Below are 23,205 nucleotides of genomic sequence, written 5' to 3'. Positions count from 1 at the left end.
CTCGACGCCTCAGGCGTCCTGCGGCCGCTCGCCCTCGCGGAGCCGGCGCTGCTCCTCGGCGAGCCGCGCATAGTGCGCCTCCTCGCGCTCGAGGTCGGCGAGCTGCTCCTCGGTGCTCTTCGTCGGCGGCCGCACCACCATGGTCGGCGGCGGCGGCGTCTTCGAGCGACGGGGCCGGCGGGTGCGCCCGCCCGGCACGAAGGACGCGCCCTCGCCCTTCTTCCAGTCGTGCCCGAGCAGGAACCAGATCGTCACGCCGATCAGCGGGATGAAGACGATCAGCAGGATCCACACGATCTTGGGCAGATTGCGGACCACGTTGTCCGGCTGACGCACGACATCCACGAGCGCCAGCACCATCAGCACGACGGTCAGCAGCGAGAACAGAAACCCCATGCGTCCGAGGGTACGTCGCCGAACCCCTGAGGATCCTCGCAGTCGCCGTTCCGCCGCGCCCGGCGCCGCGGCGGTGCACCTCGAGGCACGCGGCGACCGCGTGCTGCGCGCCAGCGGCCTCCGAGCAGGGCGCGGTCGCGGCTAGCGTCTCCTCCCGAGCCGAGGGTCGGCACCCGCCGCCCGGAGGATCCCCGATCACGGCTGCGGACCCCGGTCCCGCCGCGTCGAGGGGATCCGGGCGCGCCCGGAGGAGTGCGAGTGACGAGCGACGCCCTGCCGACGACGGCGGCCGCAGCGCCCCGGCTCCCCCGGCCCCTCGCAGGCGCACTGCTCAGCAACGCGGTGTTCGGCGGCATCACCGCGGTCGGCGTGCCCGTCGCGCTGAACGCCGCCGGACTCGCCAAGGTGCAGATCGCGGTCTTCTTCGTCGTGAACGCCGCGATCGCGATCGGCTACAACACCCTCCTCGTGCCGCGGATCCGCCGGGCCGGCTACCCGCGGTCCGCCCTGCTCGCGACCTCGCTCGCGGTCCCGGCCGGGCTCCTGCTCGTGCGCGCCAGCGGCGGCCACGTCGTCGTGCTCTACCTGGGCGGCGCGCTGATGCTGTTCGTCAGCACCCTCGTGCCCCAGCTCTTCGGCCGCGTCGCCGCGCAGGGTCGCGGTGACACTCAGGAGTCGTCGATCGCCCGGATGCGCGCGGTACTGATCTCCGGGTACATCCTCGGCCTGATCCTCTACGCCCTGCTCGCGCAGGCGGGTCTCGATCCGCTGCTCGCCGCGGTCGCCGCGGCCGTGCTGACGACCGTCTGCGCGACCGGCTGCCCGTCGACCCCCGCGGTGGAGCCGGACGCCCGCGTCGCCTCCGCCTCGGGCCGCCCGCGCCTCGTCCTCGTCTTCGTCGCGGCCCTCGCGCTGGTCGCGCTGCTGAAGTCGGTCGACACGCTCCGCGCGATCTATCTGCCGCTCTTCGCCGTCTCCTCCGGCGTCCCCGCCGCCCACGTCCCGCCGGTGCTGCTCGCCTCCGCGGTCCTCGAGCTCGCCGCGCTGCCCGCGCTGAGCCGGCTCAGCAGTGCCCGCGGCAGTGTGCTCACGCTCGCTGTCGTCGCCCTCGCAGGGGTGCTGGCGTTCTCGATCCTCGCGGGCACCCAGTCCTATCTCGCGCTGCTCCTCTCGCAGGCGGTCTACGCGGTCGCGGCCGCCGGCTACCAGAGCATCGGCCTGCTCCTGCTCGAGCGGACCAGCGGCGGCGGACCCGGCGCCGGGGCGAGCGCCTACATGGCGGTGGTGCAGATCGGCACCGTCCTCGGCGCCCTGCTGCCCCTCGCGGTCACCGGCTACGACCCGGGGATCTTCCTCCTCGCGGTCGGCCTGGCGGCGACCGCCCTGCTGCTCGCTCTCACCCTCCGGCTCGCAGGCCACCGGTTCTGAGCCCCCTCCTCCCTCGCCGCCCGCCGCCACCACCTCCGCCCGGTCACCGCCGGTCCGATCTGCAGGCGATCGGAGCGTTCCGGAGCCCTCCAGGCGGCGGGACGCGCTCCCGCCCCGGGATCACCTGCAGAACGCGCGGCCGGCACCTCTCAGCCGCCGCGTGACACCATCGACGGATGAGCGCGCCGACCCCCGCCCCCGCGAGACGCCGCTTCCTCACCCCGCGCCGCGTCGCTCTGCTGGCCGCACTCAGCGCCCTCGTCGTCGGCCTCGCCCTCCTCGGCCTCGTCACCCTGCAGTACTCGACCCTCGCCGCGCAGGGCTTCGACGACGTCTGCCTCAACGGCGTCGGCCGCGTCCCCGCCGAGGAGGGCTCGCTCGTCGCCGGCTCCTGGTCGTGGTGGCCGCTCGGCGGCACCTGCCGCTGGGAGCTGCTCGACGGCACCGTCGTCGACTCCGCGCCGGACTGGTCGACCACCGCCGTCGCGATCACCGGCGCCGCACTCGCGCTGCTGGGAGTGGTGGGCACGGCGCTCGCACTCCTCGTGCGGCGCCGCGCCCGCTGACTCAGCGGTCGAAGAGGTTCCCGAGCCCGCCGAGATCGGGCATCTCGAAGTTCGAGCCGAAGTCCGAGACCTGCTCGCCGAGACCCGACACGTGCTCGCCGGCGCCGGAGACGAACTCGCCCGCGCCGCCGGTGATGTCGCCGAACTCGCCCAGATCACCGAACTCGCCGAGCCCGCCGGCCAGGTTCTCGAAGTCCACGCCCATGCCGGCCGCCTGCGCGAGCAGCGGACCGGCGACGCTGCTGAGCACCGCGCCGCCCGCGACCGCCGCGAGCAGTCCGCCCGCGGCTCCCAGGCCGACGCCGGCGACCGCGCCGACTCCGGCACCGGCCAGCGCGCCCTTCGTCCCCGGCTTGGAGAACATCTTCTTCAGGAACCCGGGGTTGTGCGCCTCGCCGCGGGTCGCCGCCCGGGCGAGGTCGTCCGGGGCGGAGGAGCGCGGCTGCTCGTTCGCGGGCAGCTCGTCGCGCAGGCGCCCCTCGACCTGGGCGCGCTGCGCCGGGGTCAGCTTGGCGAACGCGTCGCGGTGAACCTGCTCCAGCTGCTCGGGGTCGGCGGTGCGGAGGAGGTAGTCGTAGCGCGCGATCGCCGCGCGGTCCTCCGGCGCGACGGCGGCGGGCCGGGCGTCCTGCGGGCGGGCCGAGGGGTGCGGCGAGCCGTAGGCCGGGGTGGGGGTCGCCGAGGGGTTCGAGGTGGCCGTGCTCGAGGAACCGGCGCGGGAGTCGCCCGTCACCGCGTTCGCGGCCGAGCGGACCATGTCGCGCCAGTCCGTCCCGCCGCCGGTGGAGGACGAGGGGCGCGAGGAGGAGCTCGACGAGCTCTTCGAGTCGAGCGCCTTCGACGCCATGCTGAGGATGCGCTTGAGAGTACTCACAGGGGACCTTCCGTCGGGTAACAGGTTCGATAGTGGCGGGCCCTCCTGAGCGAAGCCCGGTGGAACACCCTCCGGAAGCCGAGAGCGCCCGCTCCGACCAGGGGTCGCCCCCGCGCTCCGCTGTCAGCGGACTCGGGTCCTCCGGGGAGGCGCCGCCGGAGGATCGCGGGCAGACTCCTGCCATGGAACTGCTCTTCGTGCACGGCGCCCTGGTCCGCGACGGCGACTGGTGGTGGCACCGCACCGCCGAGCTCCTCCTCGAGCGCACCGGTGTCGCGAGCCGCGCCGTCGCCCTGCCCTCCTGCGGCGAGTCGGCGGCGAACCGCGCGGGTGCAGGCCTGGTCGAGGACGCCGCCGCCCTGCGCGCCGCACTCGACGACATCGAGGACGACGAGGCGATCGTCGTCGGCCACTCCTACGGCGGCACCGTCATCGCCGAGGCCGGCGCGCACGCCGCCGTCGCCCACCTCGTCTACATCTCCTCCTACCTCCCCGACATCGGCTCGGCGCAGGGCGACATCATGGCCGGAGAGACGGACCCCGTCTCGATCGCCCCCGGCGACGACGGCACGCTCGGCGTCACCGGCTACGACGCCGCCTCGTTCGGCCGCCGCTTCCTCCAGGACGCCGACGAGAGCACCCAGCGCGCCGCCTGGGAACGGGTCACCACCCAGTCGATCGCCGCCTTCACCACCCCGACCACCGTGGCCGGCTGGCAGGGCGTCGACTCCTCCTACCTGGTCTGCACCGAGGACCGCAGCACCTCGGTCGGCCTCCAGCGCCTCCACGCCGAGCGCGCCACCCGCTCGATCGACCTGCCGACCGGCCACCACCCCTTCCTCTCCCGGCCAGACCTCGTCGTTGCCGAGCTCGAGGCGATCCTGCGTCGGCGATGAGCGGCGTCGATCCCCTGCGAGCCGAGGGCACTCTCCCTCCGCGCCTCCGCCGTCGGCCCGCGCCGGCGAGCCGCTGAGCCGGTCGACCCGTGCCGGACATCGAGCTCGTCAGCGCCGACGGGTCCGTCCGCGCCTCGATCAACCCCGTCGCCGCGAGCATCCGGACCCTCGCGGTGCGCGGCCGCGCCCTCGTCGAGCCCTACGACGGCGACCAGCCGCCCGGCGCCGCGGGCGCGGTGCTCGCCCCCTGGCCGAACCGGGTCCGCGACGGCCGCTGGCTCCTCGACGGCGCCGTCCAGCAGCTGGCGATCACCGACCCGGCGACGCACTCGGCCAACCACGGCCTCCTCGCGACGACCCGCTACCGCGTCGGCGAGAGCACCGCCGACAGCCTCGTCCTGCACGCCCGCCTCGACTCCCCGCCCGGCTACCCCTTCACCCTCGTCACCAGCGTCCGCTACCGGCTGCGCCCCGCCGGGATCGACGCCCGCCACGTCCTCGTCAACGAGTCGAGCAGGAGCGCCCCGGTCGCGCTCGGCGTCCACCCCTATCTCCGCGCCGGCGAGGCGCCGGAGCCGACGATCCGCCTCCCCGCCCGCGAGCGCCTCGTCCTCGACGAGCGCCACCTGCCCACCGGCGAGCGCCGCCCGGTCGCGGGCACGCCCTTCGATCTCCGCGCCGGCGTCCCGGAGCGCGACGCACCCTGGCACGCGAGCTTCACCGCTCTCGATCGCGACCCCGACGGCACGGTCCGCGCCGAGCTCAGCGCCCCGGGCCACGGCCGCACCGCGCTCTGGGCCGACGCGTCCTTCACCGGCCTGCAGCTCTACATCGACCGCGACCGGCGCCCGCCCGCGATCGCGATCGAGCCGATGACCGCCCCGCCCGACGCCCTGAACTCGGGCGAGGGTCTCCGCTGGCTGGAGCCGGGCGAGCGCGCCGAGTTCCGATGGGGAATCGATGCGGACTGAGCAGGTTCGTTCAGGCCGCCGCATGGAATACCTGGTGGAGCAGTCAGAAAGAGGATCGATCGCCCGCGAATCGTCCAGGTGACGCGGCAGATCGCCCATTCCTCCACGCGCGCCGCGCTCTCTACCCTCGACCCATGGCAGTCATCGCAGAAGCCTCGCAGCTCATCGCGCCCCCGCCGGCGGCGGCCGACCTCCTCGCGCAGGGCGCGGCAGCCGTCTGGGAGACGACGATCACCCTCCCGACCTACACCCCCGAGGAGCCGGTGCAGCTGCCGATGTTCCTCGACCGCCGCGTCTACCAGGGCTCGAGCGGGCGGGTGTACCCGCTGCCCTTCATCGACCGGATCGCCTCCGAGGCCGTCGACCAGGAGTGGCGCGTCGTCGTCCTCGAGAACGAGTTCGTCCAGGTCGTCGTCCTGCCCGAACTCGGCGGCCGGATCTACTCCGGCTACGACAAGACCACCGGCTACGACTTCTTCTACCGCAACACCGTCATCAAGCCGGCGCTGGTCGGCCTCGCGGGTCCGTGGATCAGCGGCGGCGTCGAGTTCAACTGGCCGCAGCACCACCGCCCCGGCACCTACCTGCCCACCGCCTGGAGCCTCGAGCGCGCCGACGACGGCTCGGTCGTCGTCTGGTGCAGCGACCACGACCCGTTCAGCCGGATGAAGGGCCTGCACGGCGTGCGCCTGCGCCCCGGGTCCAGCCTCGTCGAGCTCGACGTGCGCCTGCACAACCGCACCAGCGAGCGGCACACCTTCCTCTGGTGGGCGAACGTCGCGGCACAGGTGCACGACGACTACCAGTCCTTCTTCCCGCGCGACGTCCGCTACGTCGCCGACCACGCCCGCCGCGCGATCACCGCCTTCCCGGCGGCCGACCGCCCCTACTACGGCGTCGACTACCCCGCCCTCGCGGCCGAGCGCGGCGACGGACCGACGCCGGACGGCCCGCCCGCCGACCGGATCGACTGGTACCGCAACATCCCGGTCCCCACCTCCTACATGGTCGTCCGCACCGACGACTCCTTCTTCGGCGGCTACGACCACCGCGCCGGAGCGGGCTTCGTGCACTGGGCCGACCGCCGCTTCGCCCCCGGCAAGAAGCAGTGGACCTGGGGCGACGCCCCGTTCGGCCACGCCTGGGACGCGCAGCTCACCGACGCGGACGGCCCCTACGTCGAGCTGATGGCCGGCGTCTACACCGACAACCAGCCCGACTTCTCCTGGCTGATGCCCGGCGAGACCAAGACCTTCTCGCAGTACTGGTATCCGATCAGCGGCATCGGAGTGGCGCACCAGGCGACCCGCGACGCGGCGGTGCACCTCGACGTCGAGGCCGGGATCCTCCGCGTGGGCGTCGCGACGACGCGCCGCATCCCCGCCGTGACCGTGACCCTGCGGGCCGACGGCGCCGTCCTGCACGAGTGGACCGTCGACCTCGAGCCCTGGCAGCCGCTGCTCGCCGACCTGCCGACCACCCGCACCGGCCCGGAGGGACTCGGCGTCACCGTCGTCGCCCAGGGCTCGACCATCCTCGCCTACGAGGTGCCGACGGAGTTCGACGACACCGAGCCCGAGGTCGCGACGGAGCCGCTGCCGCCCGCCGAGACCGCGTCGGTCGACGAGCTGTACCTCGTCGGCGTCCACCTCGCGCAGTACCGGCACCCCACCCGCTCGCCGCTGCCCTACTGGGAGGAGGCGCTGCGCCGCGATCCCGGCGACGCCCGCGTGCACCTCGCTCTCGCCGACCACGCCTACCGCCGCGGCGAGTACGCCGACGCCCTCGCGCACGCCGACGCCGCGATCCGGCGGCTCACCGCCCGCAACGGCAACCCCGCCGACACCGAGGCCTTCTATCTGCGCGGGCTGATCCTGTGCCGCCTCGGCCGCACGACCGAGGCCGCCGCCGCGTTCGGCAAGGCCGCCTGGGACGGGAAGTGGGCGCACGCCGCCCTGTTCGAGAGCGCGAGACTCTCCGCTGCCGCCGGCGACCACGCCGCGGCGCTGGAGGACCTCGCCACCTCCCTCCGCCTCGACACCGACGACCTCCGCGCCCGTGCCCTGCGCGCGGTCTGCCTCCGCGCGCTCGGCCGCGTCGGCGAAGCCGAGCGGTCCCTCCACGAGACCCTGCGCCTGGATCCGCTCGACCAGCTCGCCCGCACCCTCACCGGCACCGACCCCGCCGACGCGCACGAGAGCATCGACGTCGCGCTCGACCTCGCCTCGTTCGGTGAGACCGGCGAGGCCCGCCGACTGCTCCGCGCCGTCGCCGGCGGGAACGCCGGCACCTCGGGAGCGGGCAACGCCGCGCCGATCGCCGCGTACCTCCTGGCCCGGCTCGGCGAGACCGTCGACACCCGCGCGCTCGATCTCACCCGCGCCTTCCCCGCCGGCCTCGACGCGCACGACGCGCTGACCGCCGCGGTCGCGGCGGATCCCGCCGACAGCACCGCGCGGTCGCTGCTCGGGATGCTCCTCTACGACGCCGGCCGCCGAGCCGAGGCCGCCGAGCACTGGCGCCGCGCGATCGCGGACGGCGGCGCCGACGCCGTGACCCACCGCAACGCGGGCCTCGCCGCCTACAACGACGAGGCCGACGACGCCGCCGCCTGGGCGCACTACCTCCGCGCCCGCGAGCTCGCCCCGCGCGACGCCCGCCTGCTCTACGAGCTCGACCAGCTCGCCGACCGCCTGGGCCACTCCGCCGCCGACCGCCTGGAGCGCCTCGAGGACGAACACGACCTCACGCTCTCCCGCGACGACCTGACCGTCGAGTACGCCGGTCTGCTGATCGCCGCGGGCCGCGCGCAGGAGGCGCTGTCGCTCCTCGAGTCGCGCCGCTTCCAGCCGTGGGAGGGCGGCGAGGGACGCACCCTCGCGGCCTGGGACGCCGCCCGCGCCGCGCTCAGCCTCGAGCCGGCGACGCCGCCGTCGACGCTCGGCGAGGCACGTCCCCGCTTCGACGCCCCGCAGGCGACGCTCGAGGACGGCTCCACCGACTACTTCGCCACGAGCCTGCCCGCACTGCTGCTCTTCCACCGCGACTGAGCGGAGCGGGGGCGTCACGCGCCGCGCACACCGCGCACATGAGGAGAGGGCCGGCTGCGAACAGCCGGCCCTCTCCTCGTGCCCTGCGTCTACTTGCTCGAGCCCACCATCAGCCCCGAGACGAACTGCTTCTGGAACGCGAAGAACACGATCGCGGTCGGGATCGCCGCGACCACCGCCCCCGAGGCGACCACGTTCCACTGGCTCACGTAGCCGCCCTGGATGTTGAGCAGTGCCGCCGTGATCGGGAAGTTCGTCTCCGTCCGCAGCACGGTGACCGCCCAGATCAAGTCGTTCCAGATCCAGGTCGTCGCGAGGGCGCCGAGCGCCGCGAGCGACGGCCGGCACAGCGGCAGCAGGATCCGCCAGTAGGTGCGGAGGACCCCCGCGCCGTCGACCTGCGCCGCCTCGAAGATCTCGGCCGGGATCGACCGCATGAAGCCGTGCAGCACGAAGGTGTAGAAGCCGAGCCCGAAGCCGACCTGCACCACGATCAGCGCGAAGAGCGTGTCGTAGATGCCGAGGCTCTCGGTGATCCGCGAGACCGGGATCAGCAGGATCTGCGGGGGCAGCAGGTTGCCGGCCAGCATCAGCAGCAGGATCCCCCGGCGGAACGGGATGTGGAACCGGCTGAGCGCGAACGCCGCCCAGGAGGCGAGCAGCAGCGACAGGAACACGGTGAAGACCGTGACGATCAGGCTGTTCACCAGCGCCTCGCCGACCAGCCCGGCCGTGAACACCGTGACGAAGCCGTCGAAGCTGAAGCTCGCCGGCAGGGCGCCGAGCCCGTTGCCGGTGATGTCGTCGAAGCTGCGGACGGCCACGAAGAGCACGAACAGCATCGGCAGCACCCAGAGCAGCGCGACCGGCGCCATGATCGCGTGGAAGATCCACGAGCCCTTCACCCGGCGGCGCGGGAGAGTCGGTGCGGCGAGACCGGGCGCGACCGGAGCGATGACGGCCATCTCAGTCCTCCTCCTTGGTGGCGCGCACGAGATAGCTGATGATGAAGACGATCGCGAGCAGGAAGATGACGACCGCGATCGCCGAGCCGTAGCCGAGGTTCAGCACGGTGAAGCTCTCCTGGAACATGTAGGTCGAGAGCAGCTGCGTCGAGTTGTACGGCCCGCCGCGGGTCATCGCCCAGACGATGTCGAAGGTGCGCAGCGAGTCGATCACGGTGACCGCGAAGACCACGCCGTTCACGCCCTTCAGCTGCGGCATCACGATCCGCCAGAAGCGCTGCGTCCGCGAGGCGCCGTCGACCTGGGCGGCCTCCTCGAGACTCGGGTCCACGCCCTTCAGCCCGGCCAGGTAGAGCACCATGATGTAGCCGCACTGCCGCCAGACCGCGGCGACCAGCACCGCGTAGAGCGCGAGGGTCGGGTCCGCGAGCCACTGCCGCTCGAGGTCGCCCAGGCCGATCCCGCCGAGGAAGCTGTTGACGACACCGTCCGGCTGGTAGATCACCCGCCAGAACAGGCCGGTCACCGCGAGCGAGAAGACCATCGGCAGGTAGATCGCGCTGCGGTAGATCCCGACCCCGCGCCGCGGCTTGTTCAGCGCGACGGCGAGCGCCAGCCCGATCGCCACGGAGAGACCGCCGAAGCCGACCACCCAGATGACGTTGTTGACCAGCGCGGTCGCGAAGATCGGATCCGAGCCGAGGTCGACGAAATTGTCGAGGCCGATGAACTCCGGCTCGCCGATCCCGTTCCACCGGGTGAGCGAGAGGTAGAAGGAGTTGATCGCCGGCCAGAAGACCCAGGCCAGCTCGACCGCGAGCGGGATGAGCAGGAAGAGCCAGACCACCGCGGGCACCCGGGTGATCCGGCGCCCCTTCCCCGAGCGGACCAGCGGGCGGGCCGTCGGCTCCGGCGGCGTCCCCGGCGAAGGGGCGGGCGGCCGCTCCACGGCGGCCGCCCGGGTCGTCCCGGTCACGGGTTGAAGACCTTGTCGGCCGCCGTCTGCCACTCCTTCAGAATGCTGTCGACCTCGCCGGGCTGGGCGATGAACTTGGTGAGCGCCGCGTCGGCCGTGGTCTGCAGGTCGTCGGAGGAGTCGCGGTTGAAGAACTGGGTGATCTGCTCGGTGCCGGCCAGCAGCGCGACGCCCTTCTGCACCAGCGGCGAGAACACCGAGGTGTCGACGTCGGGCGAGGTCGGCAGGTTCGACGACTGCGAGGCCGCGATGTAGGCGGACTGGCTCTCGGCCCCGGCGAGGTAGGAGAGGAACGCCTTGGTGGCGTCCGCGTCCTTGGTCTTCGCGCTGGCGAAGTAGCCGTCGGTCGGCGCCTCCTCCGCGGTCGGGATGCTCGCGTCGATCAGCGGGACGGAGAAGAAGTCGAGGTCGTCGCCCTCGCCCTCCGGCATGTTCTGGCTGATGAACGCCCCGACGAGGTACATCGCGTTCTTCTTCTGCACCAGCGGCGTGACCGCGTCCTGCCAGGCGTACGAGGGGGCGTTCGGATCCATGAACGGCACGATGTCGGCGTAGTACTTCATGACGTTCTTGACCTCGGTGGAGTCGAACGACGACTTCCCGGCCAGGAGCTCCTTGTGGTAATCCGCGCCGTTCACGCGGAGGTTGAGGATGTCGAACCAGCCGGACGCCATCCACGGCGTGGAGCCGATGCCGTTGGAGAGCGGCACGATCCCCTGGCCCTGCAGCGTCTCGCAGAGGGCCATGAACTCGTCCCAGGTGGTGGACACCTCCACGCCCCACTCCTCGAAGGCCGACTTGCGGTAGAAGACGCCCCACCAGTAGTAGTTCGTCGGCAGGAAGATCTGCTTCCCGCTCGCGTCGGTCGAGAGGTCCTTGAGCGCGGCGGAGTAGCCGGCCGCGGCCCCGTCGCCGGTCCAGAGGTCGGAGAGGTCGAGCAGCAGGTCCTGCGCGGCGTAGTCGCGGGCGACGGAGCCGGCGTACCAGGTGAGCACGTCCGGCGGGTTGCCCGAGGTCAGGTAGGTGGAGAGCTGGGCGCGGAACTGCTCGATCGCCACGGTGTTCAGGGTGACGGAGCCGCTCGAGTAGCTCTTCACGAGCGCCTCGAGGGCCGCCTTCGGGGCCGGGTCGGAGAGGGAGGACTGCAGGACGATCCCGCCGCCGCCCGCGCCGCCGCCACCCCCGCCGCCGCCCATGCAGCCGGTGAGGAGCGCGGTGCTGCCGAGCGCGGTCGCGCCGTACAGGAAGCCTCGTCGGGTGAGGTTCGGGAATCGCTGTTCGTTGGTCATGGTGTCCTCCTTGACTCCGTGATGCCGGGGGGCCGTGCTGTGCTGTGGTGCCGGTCCTTCTGTCGTGCCGTCGTACGGTCGTGCCGTCGTGCTGGTCGTGCGGTCGTGCTGGTCGTGCCGTCGCCGGTCCGCCTACGCGGGCGCGGCGAAGATCTCGTTGCACTCGCGCTGCAGGGCGACGTCGTCCCACATCGGGTGCTGGGGAGCGCCGTTCGAGCAGACGATCGATCCCCGGGCGCCGACCCGCCGCGACTCGCGCATCGCGAGCCGGCAGTACTCGGCGCCGATCGTCCCCTCCTCGAAGCGGCCCTCGAGCGGTGTGTAGCCGACCCAGCCCTCGCCGAAGACGAGCGGCACCCCGCGCAGGGCGGCGTGGTCGGCGGCGACGGCGATCCACATCCTCAGCGTCGAGCGCATCTCGAGGTGGTGCGCGCCGTAGCGCTCGTACAGCCAGCGGTCGATCCGCTCGGCGTCGCCCCAGTCGTGCGCGTAGATCTCGCCCTTGCCGACGATCGTCGCGGTCAGCTTCCACTGGTCCTCGGCCGGGAGCGTCCACTCGGCGATGGGCGGGGCGCCCTCGAGCAGGAAGGCCTCGGCGGCGAGATCCTGCTCGAACTCCTCGATCGGGCTGCGCAGCGCGAAGGCGGCGATGAACTCGTTCAGCACGCCGTAGATGTAGGGGTGCAGGACGAGTACGTCGGAGTTCCACGGGATCCCGCGCATCCCGCCGACCGGCACGTGCGCGTAGTTGACGGAGCACGGGACGCCGTCGGTCAGCTCGTGGAACCGGTCGATGCCGCGGGTGAGGCGCGGGGTGAGGGCGAGCGTCGCCGCGTCGAGGTCCGCGCGGTCGTAGTCGAGCCCCTCGGTGAGGTGCCCCGCCTGCACCTCGTTGTGCAGCTCGACGAAGGCGATCCGATCGTCGAGGTCGTGCTCCGCGAGGAAGCCGACGAGCGCCGCCTGCGCCTCCGCGAGCCGCTCGGCGCGGTCCTCCGGCGGCACCGCCATCAGCGCGTCGAACCAGTCGCGCTCGAGCGCGAAGGAGGAGGACTGCTGGTACTCCCAGGACGAGACGATGACGAACACCCCGTGCCGCTTCGCCGCCGCGAACAGCGCGAGGAGGTGGGCGCGGCCATCGATCACGGTCGGTTCGGCGACGTCGTACCAGCGCACCCGCTGCGCGTAGGAGCCGCCGAGCGGTCCGAGCCGGAGCTCCCGGGTGTCGAGACCGGACTCGAACAGCAGGAACGGCATCGCGCAGATCCGGATCGTGTTGTACCCCCGCTCGACCGCGCCGGCGAACGCGGCGTCGAGGTCCTCGAACGGCTCGCCCGGTCCGGTGCGCACGTACCAGGAGAAGTCCCAGAGGGTGATGGTGAGGCGCTCGGGGAGGTGGTCCGCGAGCGGCACCGGCTGGTAGGGGGACGAGGGGTACTCCGCTGTGAGCATGGCGCCAGCCTAGGCACGCGCCCAGCGCCGACCAATGAAGCGTTGGACGCCATTAGCTGGACGATTCTCTGCCCTGACCTACACTCGTCGGCATGCTGATCCCCGACGGCTTCCTCGGCCAGCGCCTGCATGTCCTGCCGAAACCGCGGGTCGCCGAGGCGCTCGCGGCCCCGATCACCGAGCGCCTGCTGGTGACCGATGCTGGACACTTCCCGCACGCCGCCGCTCACGGCCGCAGCCGCCCCGAGGGCACGCGGGCGGCCGTGGTGATCCTCTGCACCGCCGGCCGGGGCTGGGTCTCGATCGCGGACTCGACCGTCCGCGTCGACCCCGGCGAGGTCGCCGTCATCGCCGCGGGCACCCCGCACCGGTACTGGGCCGACTTCGCCGACCCGTGGACGATCTGGTGGCTGCACGTCGCCGGCGCCGATGCCGCCGCCCTCATCTCGGCGGTCGTCCACGAGCGGACGTCCCCCGTCGTCACCGCGCGCGACGCCTTCTCGGCGAAGACCCTCATCGAGCACGCCGTCGCCGCCCTCGAGCGCGACGAGACCGATTCGAGCCTCTACGCCGCGAGCGGCGCCGCCTGGAACCTCCTGGCCCAGCTCGCCTCCGACCGCACTCGCGGCACCCTCGAGTCGGGCGACCGGATCCGCATGGCCCAGGACCACCTGCGCGAGCACCTCGACTCCCCCACCAGCATCACCGAGCTCGCGACCCTTGCCGGAATGAGCACCTCGCACTTCTCCGCCCTCTTCAAGAAGGCCGCCGGCATGAGCGCCGTCGAGTACGTCAAGCGCCTGCGCAGCGCTCGCGCCCGCGAGCTCCTGATCACCACCGACGCCTCGATCGCCGACATCGCCCGCGCCGTCGGCTACTCCGACGCCTTCTACTTCTCCCGCCAGTTCCGCGCCATCAACGGCACCAGCCCCTCGGAGTACCGCGCCGAGTTCCACGGCGAGGCGCTGCGCTGAATTACGTGCACTGAGCGCACTCGATGAGGCTTTCGAACAGCGCCTCGAGACAGCCCGTACCTTCGGCAGCATCACGGCGCGTTCGAGCCGCGAGATCAAGGAAGATCTCGCCATCGGAGCGCCTCCGCGAGCAGCGATCACGGGGGTGGCGCGGACCTCTGACCACCGCCGACGCCGCCGTTGGAAGACCTGGTGGCGTACCTCGAGGAGCGGCTGACACGAGTCACCGCGGGGAGTACACGCCAGCGCCAGCGATGTCTCCCGCCACGAGACAGGGCGCCGGACCGTCGAACCCGAGAACCAAGGGTCAATTTCCGCGCTAATTGGCGCATCTCATTCCTCTTTGGCGGCTCTGCGCCCGAATGGCGCAATTACTTCATTGACCCCAATCGCGCCCTTTGCCACCCTGATCAGACCGCCGCAATCCGAGTCATCTGATGACTGAACCGGGAGAGGCGCATGACTTCGACAGATCAGGCTGTTTTCGGCATTCCGAGCCTGAGCAAAACGGCGCCGCGATTCTTGTGCTTTGTGTTCCGAAACCCGGCCGCTCTCCTCGTCGACGGTGATCGGCGTCGAGCAAGGTCACCGCCTGACTTGCACAACGCCGGCATACAACCCTGCCTTGGCATTGGTCACTACAAGCCGGCACAGGCGATGACCCGTTGCGAGGAGAGCACGACCACCGGTTGACGCCCCAGTGCAACAAACGGAGCCACGGAAGAAGAGAGTTACGTCCGCCGACGACCGAGCTCTCACTCGAGAGAAGACACGGAGCCAATCATGAATAAAGTCTCAAAGACGATACTCGCGATCGATTGCATCTGCGCATGCGCCATCGGGTGCGCCCCTGCCGCAGAGGCGGGGTCGCCGGGATATCCGACGACAGCAAAAGACAATCTCGTATTCGTGAATACCGACCCGCGGGGGTATCAAGCGAAATACATCAAGAATTCCGGGCCTTCGGAGGTGATGGATTTCAACCTCGCCTGCAGCAACGGGAAATGGTTCGGCAGCGAAGGTGCGTTCACCGCAACGGCGACGAACACCTACACCTACGTCTTCGCCGTCGGCGGACAGGGGCCGTGCGAGGTCCAGATCAAGAAACTCGCGACCGGTCAGGTCTGGACAACCGGCTACGTCGGATAGGAGGGCCCGAAGATGCAACGCTTGAGAATGCAACCGTCTCTCGTCTGCGCAGTTCTTGCCGCTACCGCGGGATCACTGCTCTTGGCACCGATCGCGTCGGCCGCTACGTCGTCCTGCGTGACGGCGGCCGGAGGCACGTTGTGTGCCACAGTGTCAAACGGAGGCTATCGTGCCGCGTTCACACCGGGAAACGCCGGCCGCTATGACTTCCAGCTCTGGTGCGCTGACGGCAACTGGTTCGGAGACGGCGGCGAATTCAACGCGTCGTCGGCACGAACGAACTCCTACGTGTTCGCCATCGGCAACAGAGGTGAATGCTCAGTCAGACTGATTCATAAGGATCAGCCGAATGGAAACTCGACTCAGACCTGGAACACCGGTCTCATTCGTCCCTGAGCGCAGCAACGACTGAGTGGGCCCCTCGGACTCACCCGCGGGGCCCACTCAAGCAACGGCATTAACGCGCGCAATCTTTCGACGGACCGGTGTAGTCCGGCGACTCAAGGACCTCAACAGTGCCAAAGCTCGCTATGATGCGGTAGCCATCCGCAATCGCGTCGTCACGGATGACCGACGTCTCCATCTTCAGGCCGCGAACCGACCCGGCTTCCTCCTGACCGAGATCCAGGACATAGAAATCCGGGGGTCGCTGAAGCACACCCGGAAGCGACACCCGATTCGTTCGCGTGAGAAGCGGGACCAGACGATCATCGGCCGCTACGCATGTCGACGGAGGTACATGGGCGACCGCCGAAGCCTGGTCGATCATGTGCTGACTTATCGACCAAACCTCTCCGGCGGCGATTCGACCCAGCGGGTAGGCCTGCCGGTCGCCGACGACAAAGGTACCTATTACAGGCAGGACACAGACAATTATTCCCGCGATTAGCGCCACCCTTCCGCTATGCGGCGAGGAACGAGCGGTTCGGGCGAGAAGACGCCCTCCGCCGTCGAGAGCGGCCAGGAACAGCACGACCCAGACGGGGGCGTTGTAGTGAAATTCACTCGTCCAGAGCGAGGACCTATCAGAAAGAAAACGCTCGGCCAGAAGCGGAAGACCGAGCAGGGTTATCGGGGACAGGAGAGGAAGAAAGAGAAGCGGCGAGAAGAGATTCAGCAGAGTGAACGTCTTCACGACCGGGGTGAAGAAGAGCGTGATCGCGACCCAGGGCCGAACAAGGAGAGTGTGCACGACGCTCGCCGAGTCGGGCCCGAGGTCTCCGTAGTCCCAGTACGCGTATCCGCGTCCGCTGAATGCCGGGATCACAACCAGCACCACGACCGCGAACACCGCTGCCCCGAGAGCGGCGAGGAGCACGCCAAGTGCCCTAGACCTCCTCGCAACCCGCAGAAGACCGAGAATCATCGTCACAGCCCCCATGTCCTCCCGGACCAGGAGAAGAATCACCGCTGCCGCTGCGAGCTGTCTGTCCCTCTGGCCGTCGATCGCATCGACCGCCCACGCGAGGACCGGCACCGCGAACGCGACCTCGTGGAAATCGAAGTCGGCGAGGCATTGCAGCGGCCAGCCGAGGAGATACCCGACCACCAGCAGGCAGCTCGCCCCCGTGCCCGCCCTGCGACGTGCGAAGCGCCAGACGAACACGGAGGAGATTGCGACGAGTGCCGCCTGCGCCACGAGAAGCACGCGACCGTCGTCCCAGATCCAGTACAGGGGAGCGAGAACGACGAGGATCGGATGGAAGTGGTCGCCGAGCAGGTTGAAGTCGTCGCCCTTCAGCGGCGAGAGCGGCGGACGGAACTGCGAGTAAGCCCGCACCGCCTGGTCGAAGATGCCGAGGTCGTACCCCGCCGTGAGCATCTGGTCGGCTCGGGAGATCGAGTAGATCGAGTAGACCGCGAACGCCAGAACCGCGAGCGGGACGATCGGCGAGCGCAGCCACGAGAGGCGCCCACCGCACGCCGGCTGGCTCCGGCCGTGCCTCATCCAGCGCATCCGCACCTCCGCCGACGGCGGACGGCGCACCGCTGACCGAGGAACCCGCTGTCTCTGCAGACGACAGTAGGCGAGCTTCCCTCAGTGACGCCGGACTGGCGCATAGCGTCGCCCCACCGTGCCGGATCAACCGTGGCTGCCGAAGCGCCGCGGACGCGGCCGACGTCGGCCTGCTCAGCGACCGAGCCACTAGCCACCTCGACCTCGGCGAAGGTCGTTACGATCCGCAGAGATAGCGCCTGCGAGACCACGCGAGGAACGATTCAGCGGCGTCGCGCAACGCGTCCCCGCCAGCGACGTTTCGCTCGGTGCGAGTGAGGCAGACCTAGGTGTGGCAGTCCTGGTAAGTGACGACTACTTTCCAGCCGAGATCCTCGCTGCTGCTAGCACGAGCAATCATCAAGTTCGAGATCTCGGACGGTCGCATCGCTAGCTTTCTCTTCTTTCTGAGCCTGTGCACCGGAGGCGGATCGTCTGCGGCAAAGAGCAACGCCGCCACCTTGGCCACATCGGTACTGTGAGCTTGTGACCGACAACCCTCTGCCGCAGCCCGTACCGAGAACCGAACCGAAGACGCGCTTGAGCATGTCGTCCCTGCTCATAGGCGCCGCAGGCGGGTTTGTACTCGGCGGGTTGTTCGTAGGCGGCATCGTCGCCGCCGTCTCGCTCGTTGGCGGTGCCACTGGATCGCAGTCCGCCTCTGCCCTGACGAATGCTGTTGAGGAGTGCGTGACCAACACCGAGGGGGCAGCACTGTCTGACGGGGACCGTACGCTCACCATCGATAGCGAAGGCGAAGAGGATTTCGCGGGTCTGGATTACTCCGAGTTGGAGTGTTTACTGACGGAGACGGACGCTCCCCAATCGGTCGTCTCGCACGTCAATCAGACGACGTCACTCGACGGCCGTCAGACGGAAGAGTGGGGCGATGTCTCGTTCTCCTGGTCCTACCACCCCGACCGTGGCGCCGATGGCGTCTTCACCATCGCCCAGTAGGCGGAGGAGTCAGTTCGGAGAGGCCCGAGTCGCGCCTTGGGTAGGATACGGGGCCGGTATCGGGTCAAGCGCGTCCTGTGATTGGCCAGGGTAGGACTACTGGCTTCCGCTGTGGGTAGGCTCGCGACCATGAGAGCGTCAGGTGCTGAAGGCCAGCTGAGCCACGGCCGGCTGGCTCTAGCGAAAGCGCCGTTGTCCGCCCGCCTCCTAGCTGCGGCTCTGCTACTGCTGGCCGTCGGATTTGCGATTGGCTTCGCTGCAAAGCCGACAGGCGTGTCCGAGTCCGACTACCGAGCCGTCGTTGCAGAACGAGACGAACTCTCGAGTAACGCGGAGGAGATCCGGTTGCGCAATGAGGGTCTGACGGAGGCGATCGCAACCGCCCGAGACGAGGCAGCTGACGCGCAGGCAGACGCCGTCACAGCCAGCGAGAGAGCCACGGCAGCGGAAGCTGAGTCGGATGCCCGCACGAAGACGCTCGATGAGCGGGAGGTCGCCCTCGCTGCGCGAGAGTCCAAGGTGTCGGGAGCCGAGCAGACCGCCGCCGCGAATAGCTTCGGGAACGGAACTCGCGTCATCGGGCAGGGTATTGCTGCCGGCACTTACACAACAACGGGTCCGACCGGGGCGAACCCTGTCGGCTGCTACTACGCGTGGAAGAGCGGCACGGGGAGCGACGCCGAGATCGTGAACAACAACATCGTTCAGGGGCCAGCGACGGTGACCCTAGTGGACGGCGAGATCTTCGAGTCGACTTCCTGCGCCAACTGGACGAAGGCAGGCTAGCCTCACCGCGAGCGACAAACCGGCTGGCGGTACGAAGTCAACTCGGGTCTGCCATCACCCCCTCCTGATCTACCCGCTCATCACAATGGTCGTCGTAGCTCTGGCCGCCGCTGGTGCCATGCCGCGTGGTCTCGTCGCGTTCGCTGTTCTGCCAGCGCCCCACGACGGGGTCTGGAACGATCAGGCGTAGAGCCACGAGCCGACGCTCCACTAGTCTCCGAACACCAATAGGAGGATTCTCATGGGTTTTCGCGTGCGCAAGTCGTTCAAGATCGCGCCTGGTGTGCGGATGTCGGTATCGCCGAAGTCCATCGGGTTGAGCGCGGGGGTCAAGGGCGCTCGAGTGAGCGTCAACAGCCGGAGGGGTGTCACTAGCACTGTTGGCATCCCGGGTAGCGGCATCTCGTACAGTGCGACGGCAGGGAGGCCGAAAGTGGCGAAGGGCACGCCGCAAGGAGCTAGCGCCCCGGCGACGCCTGTTCCACTGACGAAGCCGAAGCCCGGCATGTTCGCGCCGGCGTGGGAGAAAGCGCTGCACAAGACCGTGACGGGTACCGGGGACGCGGCGTCGCTGCAGCGCCTCGCCGCTGAGACTCCGACTGCAGCTGGGGTTCTCAGCCTCGCTGAAGTGATGTTCTACTCCACCAAGAACGGCGACCTAGCGCGCACTAGGGCGCTGCTCGACTGGCTGGTTACGTCCGGCTACCGTCCGGAGTCGGACGAGCCGGCGAAGAAGTACCTGATCGACCAGACCATCACCCTCCCCATCGCGACTGGGATCGCGGCTGTGATGCCCGTGGATAGCAGCGCGATCGGGCTCCTCCTGGCCGAGATCGAGCAGGACGCCGGGAATCTTGGGCGAGCGACGGAAGTTGTCGAAGGTCTGGAACCCACGACACTTGCGGCTGTATCTCTTGCCGAGCTCTACGCCGAGCAAGGGCGGTGGAGAGATGTCGTTGAATTGACGGACGGGCTCACGAACGAGGATGAGCCCTCGACCTACCTTCTAATGCAGCGCGGAGCGGCGTTACGAGAGCTGTCTTACTACGACGCTGCAATTGAGGCCCTGAAGGAGGCGCTCCGCGTGCGGTCGCGGCCGTCGGAGCTGAAGAACCTGGCGCTGATCGAACGGGGGAAGACGTACCTGGCGTCAGGGAAGAAGGGCATGGCGCGCAAGGACTTCGAACGAGTCATGGCTGACGACTCTCGCTTCGAGGGGCTCTCCGACCTAATTGCTGCAGCAGCCTAAGTCTGACCAATGTCGAGGAAGCCCACTCGCCTGCTCCGCACGCTTCCACTTCTGCACGGTGTTGGTGGAGATCTCGGCGGCGGCTGCGACTTCGCGGATGGATTCGCCTTCGTTGAGGAGGTCGCCGACGACCTCGCGGAGTTCGGCTTGCGCATCGTCGAGGGAGCGCTGTGCGGTTCTGGGGCGAATTGTCTGCTCGTCGGCGAGCTTCTGCTTACCGCGGGGCATTCTGCAACGTCAGCGAGGGAATCGCGTGCTCATCGCGAGTCGGATGTATATCGAGCCCTCGCCCCCGGGACCGCAGGTTCAGCAGCGGTTGATGGTTGCTGGAGCTGCTCACCGTCGCTACGGTGCGGAGCATGGAAAGCGAGCACGCGGAGAAGCGTTGATTGGCCGGAGATGACGTCGTGAGTGGGATCTTGAATCGCGTGACGCTAGCAATAGGAGCCCTCGTGATCGCCTACAGTCTGCTCGAGAACGCGGTCTTGCTTGCCTCTCAAATGTTCGTGGTTTATTTGCCCGCCTCAACCGCCAGCGCGTTCTTCGACAACGCCAAGTTTTTACGCTGACTGCTCGAAGTCACACGGGCACTAGCAGGCAGGGCCTACAGCAATCATGCGCCGGAACTGGCAGCTGAGTGAGCTGCGATCAAGAGGACACTCAAGCCTATTCTTGACGAACGGAACAGGCTCGTGTTCCACACCATCGCTCAAAACGTCAATCCCGGAACCTGCGCGGCCATCTCCCTGCACCGGTTCGAGGCCACCTGCACCGCCGCAAGTCTCTGCAGATTCGGTCCGTGACTTAGCTCGATCTTGCCCCGCCTTGAGGAGACCATTGCGAGCCATCAATCACGTTATCGTCGCCGCGCAGCTGCACGCCAGTCTTTTCTCACTACAGGACGACGACGCCGATCAAAAGATGGTGCCTTATTTTTCTCATAGTAAAAGTGAGAGAGTCTGCGTGCAAAAAGTGAGGTTGTCGCCGTCTGCCCTCTACGTGCCGAATACTGAATTACAGGGCAACAGGCGCACGCGTTCCGACGTTCTTCCACCACGAGGAGGGGAAACCTGCCAACGGACTGTTGCCTTCGTCCGGCCTCTGGCTCCGTAAGTGAGCGTCGGTCACGGCTCGCAGGTGAGCGTCGGTCTCGATTGCCCACGAAATTTCATGATGCTTTAGATCGGAATCGACATGGGAGCGAACTCCCGAAAGGGCATCCTCTGGCCATGCCCAAGAAACGAAAGGCGCTCCCTTACCAGGAAAATGCTCGAAGGAGTTTTTTCCAAGAGCCTCCACGGACGAAAAGACCGGATCGAAATGAGCTACGTAAAGACTTTCAACAGAGGGAAGGCTTGCGGTAAGACTGACGTCGAGGATCGTCGTGTTCTCATGCCGCTCAAAATCCGCTACGGACGCAGCTTCCTGCGCCAGCGCCTTCAACTCACGAGCGCCCGCCGCAATTCCCTGCAGCGCCGTCATTAGGTCACGTCGCTTTCGACGAGCGATTACCTCTGTCCTAATGGGAATGAAAATGCTAACGAGAAAGACGACAAAAGTGAGGAAGGGGAGGCTTGCCCCAACAGCTTCCATAAGCTACCTGCCCTTTTTCCTGTTGAGATCATTCAAAATGACTAGCGATTGATTTACGCTCGTTTCAAGACTCTCAACCCGTGCCGACAATTTTACTACACCGGCCACCGACTCGTGAAGCTGCTTGAACGCATCCGTTGCAATCGTATTCACAGTGTCGGCTGCGCCATCTTTTGTCGGAAAGAACTTCCGGATGATTGGCCCCCCGATTGCAGTTACTATTGCCGTACCAAAAGAAAAGAGAGCCGCCCAGAACGTAGTGTCGGCGTTGAACACCACAGTTGTGGCCGCATCGCCAGATGATCCCATAATCACCTCGCAGCCTCACTCCCGGCATGTATTACCCGTACCCCGTCTCCCGGGATTTGCAGATTTTGTAACGCCGACTGGACATTGGAAAGTTGGGCGATCAATATTTCCAACTCTCGTTCGTTCAGTTGAAAAACAAAGGCACGCCCGCCGCCCGATACCGGCTCGTCAAATTCGAAGCGCGTAGTTACCACAGGCAATGCGACCGGCGCTTCGATCCCCTGTATGACCCGCAGATCAATCGCAAACCGCGATGAGGTAAGAATCGGAAGAAATGAATTCCGCATGCGGTTTGCCAATAATTGCTCACGAGCGCTCTCCGCACGAGAAAGTGCTGGCCTCAGCCGCTCCAACGTAGCGTCGCGCAAATCTGCAGCGCCGCGGAGATCCTCCATCACGTCGTCAGCGTCGTCGGTCGCCGCGGCCTGCAGGAGGAGCAACATGGCCCTCTGTTCGAGCTCCTCGGATGTTTCCGGTGCCGCCATCTCTGGCGAATCGTCTCGAAGCTCGACTAGAGCAGTTTCGACTAGAGCGTCGAACCTCTTCGGTTCCACGGTAAGGAGGTCTCGAACTGTGGTGCGAAACGACTCGATTCGGAGAAAGCCTGAAATCGAACTCACAGTTGACCTTTCGTTAGCGTCGACCAGCACCAGCCGACCCAGATGGAGCTTGATCCTCGATGGCACCAGCCCCCTCACGGTAGCAAGGTTGTCTAGCGCGCCGGGACCCCTGTTGAGGCTCCCAGGTTCAGCGCCGCCGGTCGACCCGTGTTCGTACCCGACTTGGGCCGTGTCGTCGGCAGGCACTCGTTCGTCGGAGCGTCGCGCCGACACCGCACGAAATTCGGTCTGTGAGCGCTCCGAGCAAGAGGGTGGCCGCAGGTCGACGCCGCTTGGGCGGCGAGGCGCTTCCGGTCATGGCGCTTCACGTGCTGCGGCACACTGACGCAACGCTGCTCCTCAGCGCGGGTATTCACCCGAAGGTGTTGCAGGAGCGCCTACGCCACAGCGACATCTCGGTCGCGATGGCCGTCTACTCCCACGTCGCCGAAACGATGCAGAGAGACGCCGTCGACCGGCTTGCAGCCATCAGGGCGGGCGCCTGGGCACCCGGTTCGGCACACCGCCTGGATTGGGAGACGCGTGCATCAGTGATTTCTCCTGATCAGAGCGCATTTAGCAGTGGTGCCCCTGGAGGGACTCGAACCCCCAACCTGCTCCTTAGGACGGAGTCGCTCTTCCATTGAGCTACAGAGGCCGGTGCCGTCCAGTGTACCGATCGCCCGGAGCCGTCGCTCTTGACACAGCACGAGCTGCGTGGTTGGTTAATTAC

The 23,205-nt window shown here is 68.3% G+C and carries 21 protein-coding genes, 1 tRNA gene and 1 pseudogene; 11 read left to right on the top strand and 12 right to left on the bottom strand.

Going from position 1 to position 23,205, the window contains the following annotated elements; all coding sequences use genetic code 11:
• Positions 1-9 precede the first annotated feature (9 nt).
• A complete protein-coding gene (locus MT351_RS17885; protein ID WP_123445203.1) occupies positions 10-396 on the bottom strand; it encodes a PLD nuclease N-terminal domain-containing protein in 387 nt (128 codons plus the stop codon).
• A gap of 258 nt (positions 397-654) precedes the next feature.
• Between MT351_RS17885 and MT351_RS17880 the strand changes: the two genes are divergently transcribed.
• Complete coding sequence (locus MT351_RS17880) at positions 655-1,824, top strand: hypothetical protein (protein WP_132435936.1); 1,170 nt, start codon at positions 655-657, stop codon at positions 1,822-1,824.
• A 176-nt stretch (positions 1,825-2,000) separates the two neighbouring features.
• Positions 2,001-2,390, top strand: coding sequence for a hypothetical protein (locus MT351_RS17875; protein WP_132435937.1), 390 nt, complete (start codon positions 2,001-2,003; stop codon positions 2,388-2,390).
• A gap of 1 nt (position 2,391) precedes the next feature.
• On the opposite strand, the gene MT351_RS17870 is transcribed toward MT351_RS17875, so the two are convergent.
• Positions 2,392-3,264, bottom strand: coding sequence for a cation-transporting ATPase (locus MT351_RS17870; RefSeq protein WP_243582859.1), 873 nt, complete (start codon positions 3,262-3,264; stop codon positions 2,392-2,394).
• 182 nt (positions 3,265-3,446) lie between these two features.
• Here MT351_RS17870 and MT351_RS17865 point away from each other — a divergent pair, with 182 nt between their 5' ends.
• The 3 genes from MT351_RS17865 (at position 3,447) to MT351_RS17855 (ending at position 8,181) form a co-directional block, all read left to right on the top strand.
• On the top strand, positions 3,447-4,160 hold the full coding sequence (locus MT351_RS17865; protein WP_132435939.1) for an alpha/beta hydrolase: 714 nt from the start codon (positions 3,447-3,449) through the stop codon (positions 4,158-4,160).
• An 89-nt stretch (positions 4,161-4,249) separates the two neighbouring features.
• Complete coding sequence (locus MT351_RS17860; protein WP_243582858.1) at positions 4,250-5,131, top strand: galactose mutarotase; 882 nt, start codon at positions 4,250-4,252, stop codon at positions 5,129-5,131.
• Between the two features lie 134 nt (positions 5,132-5,265).
• Positions 5,266-8,181: a DUF5107 domain-containing protein gene (locus MT351_RS17855; RefSeq protein WP_243582857.1), complete on the top strand. Its 2,916-nt coding sequence runs from the start codon at positions 5,266-5,268 to the stop codon at positions 8,179-8,181.
• An 89-nt stretch (positions 8,182-8,270) separates the two neighbouring features.
• Here the strand turns inward: MT351_RS17855 and MT351_RS17850 are convergent, their stop codons facing one another.
• The 4 genes from MT351_RS17850 to MT351_RS17835 form a co-directional block, all read right to left on the bottom strand.
• Positions 8,271-9,146 (bottom strand): carbohydrate ABC transporter permease, encoded by an 876-nt coding sequence (locus MT351_RS17850; RefSeq protein WP_185019943.1) that lies wholly within the window; start codon positions 9,144-9,146, stop codon positions 8,271-8,273.
• Position 9,147: 1 nt separating this feature from the next.
• A complete protein-coding gene (locus tag MT351_RS17845; RefSeq protein ID WP_243582856.1) occupies positions 9,148-10,122 on the bottom strand; it encodes a carbohydrate ABC transporter permease in 975 nt (324 codons plus the stop codon).
• The gene (locus MT351_RS17840; RefSeq protein ID WP_243582855.1) at positions 10,119-11,411 is read right to left on the bottom strand and encodes an ABC transporter substrate-binding protein; all 1,293 of its coding nucleotides are present in this window, start codon (positions 11,409-11,411) and stop codon (positions 10,119-10,121) included. The genes MT351_RS17845 and MT351_RS17840 overlap by 4 nt, the downstream gene beginning before the upstream one ends.
• 132 nt (positions 11,412-11,543) lie before the next feature.
• Complete coding sequence (locus MT351_RS17835; protein ID WP_243582854.1) at positions 11,544-12,860, bottom strand: cellulase-like family protein; 1,317 nt, start codon at positions 12,858-12,860, stop codon at positions 11,544-11,546.
• Between the two features lie 92 nt (positions 12,861-12,952).
• On the opposite strand from MT351_RS17835, the gene MT351_RS17830 reads away from it, so the two are divergent.
• Positions 12,953-13,834: an AraC family transcriptional regulator gene (locus MT351_RS17830; RefSeq protein WP_243582853.1), complete on the top strand. Its 882-nt coding sequence runs from the start codon at positions 12,953-12,955 to the stop codon at positions 13,832-13,834.
• Positions 13,835-14,617: 783 nt separating this feature from the next.
• On the top strand, positions 14,618-14,983 hold the full coding sequence (locus MT351_RS17825; RefSeq protein ID WP_132435944.1) for a hypothetical protein: 366 nt from the start codon (positions 14,618-14,620) through the stop codon (positions 14,981-14,983).
• A 457-nt stretch (positions 14,984-15,440) separates the two neighbouring features.
• On the opposite strand, the gene MT351_RS17820 is transcribed toward MT351_RS17825, so the two are convergent.
• Complete coding sequence (locus MT351_RS17820; protein WP_165909026.1) at positions 15,441-16,931, bottom strand: DUF2079 domain-containing protein; 1,491 nt, start codon at positions 16,929-16,931, stop codon at positions 15,441-15,443.
• A gap of 534 nt (positions 16,932-17,465) precedes the next feature.
• Between MT351_RS17820 and MT351_RS17815 the strand changes: the two genes are divergently transcribed.
• The 3 genes from MT351_RS17815 (at position 17,466) to MT351_RS17805 (ending at position 19,971) form a co-directional block, all read left to right on the top strand.
• Positions 17,466-17,936: a hypothetical protein gene (locus tag MT351_RS17815; RefSeq protein ID WP_132435945.1), complete on the top strand. Its 471-nt coding sequence runs from the start codon at positions 17,466-17,468 to the stop codon at positions 17,934-17,936.
• 129 nt (positions 17,937-18,065) lie between these two features.
• The gene (locus MT351_RS17810) at positions 18,066-18,722 is read left to right on the top strand and encodes a hypothetical protein (protein ID WP_132435946.1); all 657 of its coding nucleotides are present in this window, start codon (positions 18,066-18,068) and stop codon (positions 18,720-18,722) included.
• Positions 18,723-18,975: 253 nt separating this feature from the next.
• The gene (locus MT351_RS17805; protein WP_207901636.1) at positions 18,976-19,971 is read left to right on the top strand and encodes a DUF4236 domain-containing protein; all 996 of its coding nucleotides are present in this window, start codon (positions 18,976-18,978) and stop codon (positions 19,969-19,971) included.
• Here the strand turns inward: MT351_RS17805 and MT351_RS17800 are convergent.
• From MT351_RS17800 to MT351_RS17785, 4 genes are all read right to left on the bottom strand, one after another.
• Positions 19,951-20,199 carry a helix-turn-helix domain-containing protein gene (locus tag MT351_RS17800; RefSeq protein ID WP_123735115.1) on the bottom strand — a complete coding sequence of 83 codons (249 nt, stop codon included), beginning with the start codon at positions 20,197-20,199 and terminating at the stop codon, positions 19,951-19,953. The genes MT351_RS17805 and MT351_RS17800 overlap by 21 nt on opposite strands.
• A 786-nt stretch (positions 20,200-20,985) precedes the next feature.
• Positions 20,986-21,453: a hypothetical protein gene (locus MT351_RS17795; protein WP_132435947.1), complete on the bottom strand. Its 468-nt coding sequence runs from the start codon at positions 21,451-21,453 to the stop codon at positions 20,986-20,988.
• A 114-nt stretch (positions 21,454-21,567) separates the two neighbouring features.
• Positions 21,568-21,879: a hypothetical protein gene (locus MT351_RS17790; RefSeq protein WP_132435948.1), complete on the bottom strand. Its 312-nt coding sequence runs from the start codon at positions 21,877-21,879 to the stop codon at positions 21,568-21,570.
• Positions 21,876-22,316 (bottom strand): hypothetical protein, encoded by a 441-nt coding sequence (locus MT351_RS17785; protein WP_132435949.1) that lies wholly within the window; start codon positions 22,314-22,316, stop codon positions 21,876-21,878. The genes MT351_RS17790 and MT351_RS17785 overlap by 4 nt, the downstream gene beginning before the upstream one ends.
• A gap of 407 nt (positions 22,317-22,723) precedes the next feature.
• Between MT351_RS17785 and MT351_RS20145 the strand changes: the two are divergent.
• Positions 22,724-22,912 (top strand): annotated as a pseudogene (locus tag MT351_RS20145) (tyrosine-type recombinase/integrase); the annotation flags it as partial.
• A 143-nt stretch (positions 22,913-23,055) separates the two neighbouring features.
• Here the strand turns inward: MT351_RS20145 and MT351_RS17775 are convergent.
• Positions 23,056-23,130 (bottom strand) — tRNA-Arg (locus tag MT351_RS17775).
• Between the last annotated feature and the right edge of the window lie 75 nt (positions 23,131-23,205).

Source organism: Rathayibacter sp. VKM Ac-2926 (assembly GCF_022815565.1).
GTDB lineage: Bacteria > Actinomycetota > Actinomycetes > Actinomycetales > Microbacteriaceae > Rathayibacter > Rathayibacter festucae.
Note: the sequence above shows the minus strand (reverse complement) of the source record. Positions and strands in the feature narration are given on the sequence as shown.

What these genes read in the sequence shown, in the direction of transcription:
- MT351_RS17820 (WP_165909026.1), bottom strand. Translation starts at nt 16,931, where the DNA reads ATGAGGCACGGCCGGAGCCAGCCGGCGTGCGGTGGGCGCCTCTCGTGG.
- MT351_RS17865 (WP_132435939.1), top strand. Translation starts at nt 3,447, where the DNA reads ATGGAACTGCTCTTCGTGCACGGCGCCCTGGTCCGCGACGGCGACTGG.
- MT351_RS17830 (WP_243582853.1), top strand. Translation starts at nt 12,953, where the DNA reads ATGCTGATCCCCGACGGCTTCCTCGGCCAGCGCCTGCATGTCCTGCCG.
- MT351_RS17885 (WP_123445203.1), bottom strand. Translation starts at nt 396, where the DNA reads ATGGGGTTTCTGTTCTCGCTGCTGACCGTCGTGCTGATGGTGCTGGCG.
- MT351_RS17850 (WP_185019943.1), bottom strand. Translation starts at nt 9,146, where the DNA reads ATGGCCGTCATCGCTCCGGTCGCGCCCGGTCTCGCCGCACCGACTCTC.
- MT351_RS17835 (WP_243582854.1), bottom strand. Translation starts at nt 12,860, where the DNA reads ATGCTCACAGCGGAGTACCCCTCGTCCCCCTACCAGCCGGTGCCGCTC.
- MT351_RS17785 (WP_132435949.1), bottom strand. Translation starts at nt 22,316, where the DNA reads ATGTTGCTCCTCCTGCAGGCCGCGGCGACCGACGACGCTGACGACGTG.
- MT351_RS17810 (WP_132435946.1), top strand. Translation starts at nt 18,066, where the DNA reads ATGAGAGCGTCAGGTGCTGAAGGCCAGCTGAGCCACGGCCGGCTGGCT.
- MT351_RS17800 (WP_123735115.1), bottom strand. Translation starts at nt 20,199, where the DNA reads ATGCCCCGCGGTAAGCAGAAGCTCGCCGACGAGCAGACAATTCGCCCC.
- MT351_RS17875 (WP_132435937.1), top strand. Translation starts at nt 2,001, where the DNA reads ATGAGCGCGCCGACCCCCGCCCCCGCGAGACGCCGCTTCCTCACCCCG.
- MT351_RS17855 (WP_243582857.1), top strand. Translation starts at nt 5,266, where the DNA reads ATGGCAGTCATCGCAGAAGCCTCGCAGCTCATCGCGCCCCCGCCGGCG.
- MT351_RS17840 (WP_243582855.1), bottom strand. Translation starts at nt 11,411, where the DNA reads ATGACCAACGAACAGCGATTCCCGAACCTCACCCGACGAGGCTTCCTG.
- MT351_RS17825 (WP_132435944.1), top strand. Translation starts at nt 14,618, where the DNA reads ATGAATAAAGTCTCAAAGACGATACTCGCGATCGATTGCATCTGCGCA.
- MT351_RS17795 (WP_132435947.1), bottom strand. Translation starts at nt 21,453, where the DNA reads ATGACGGCGCTGCAGGGAATTGCGGCGGGCGCTCGTGAGTTGAAGGCG.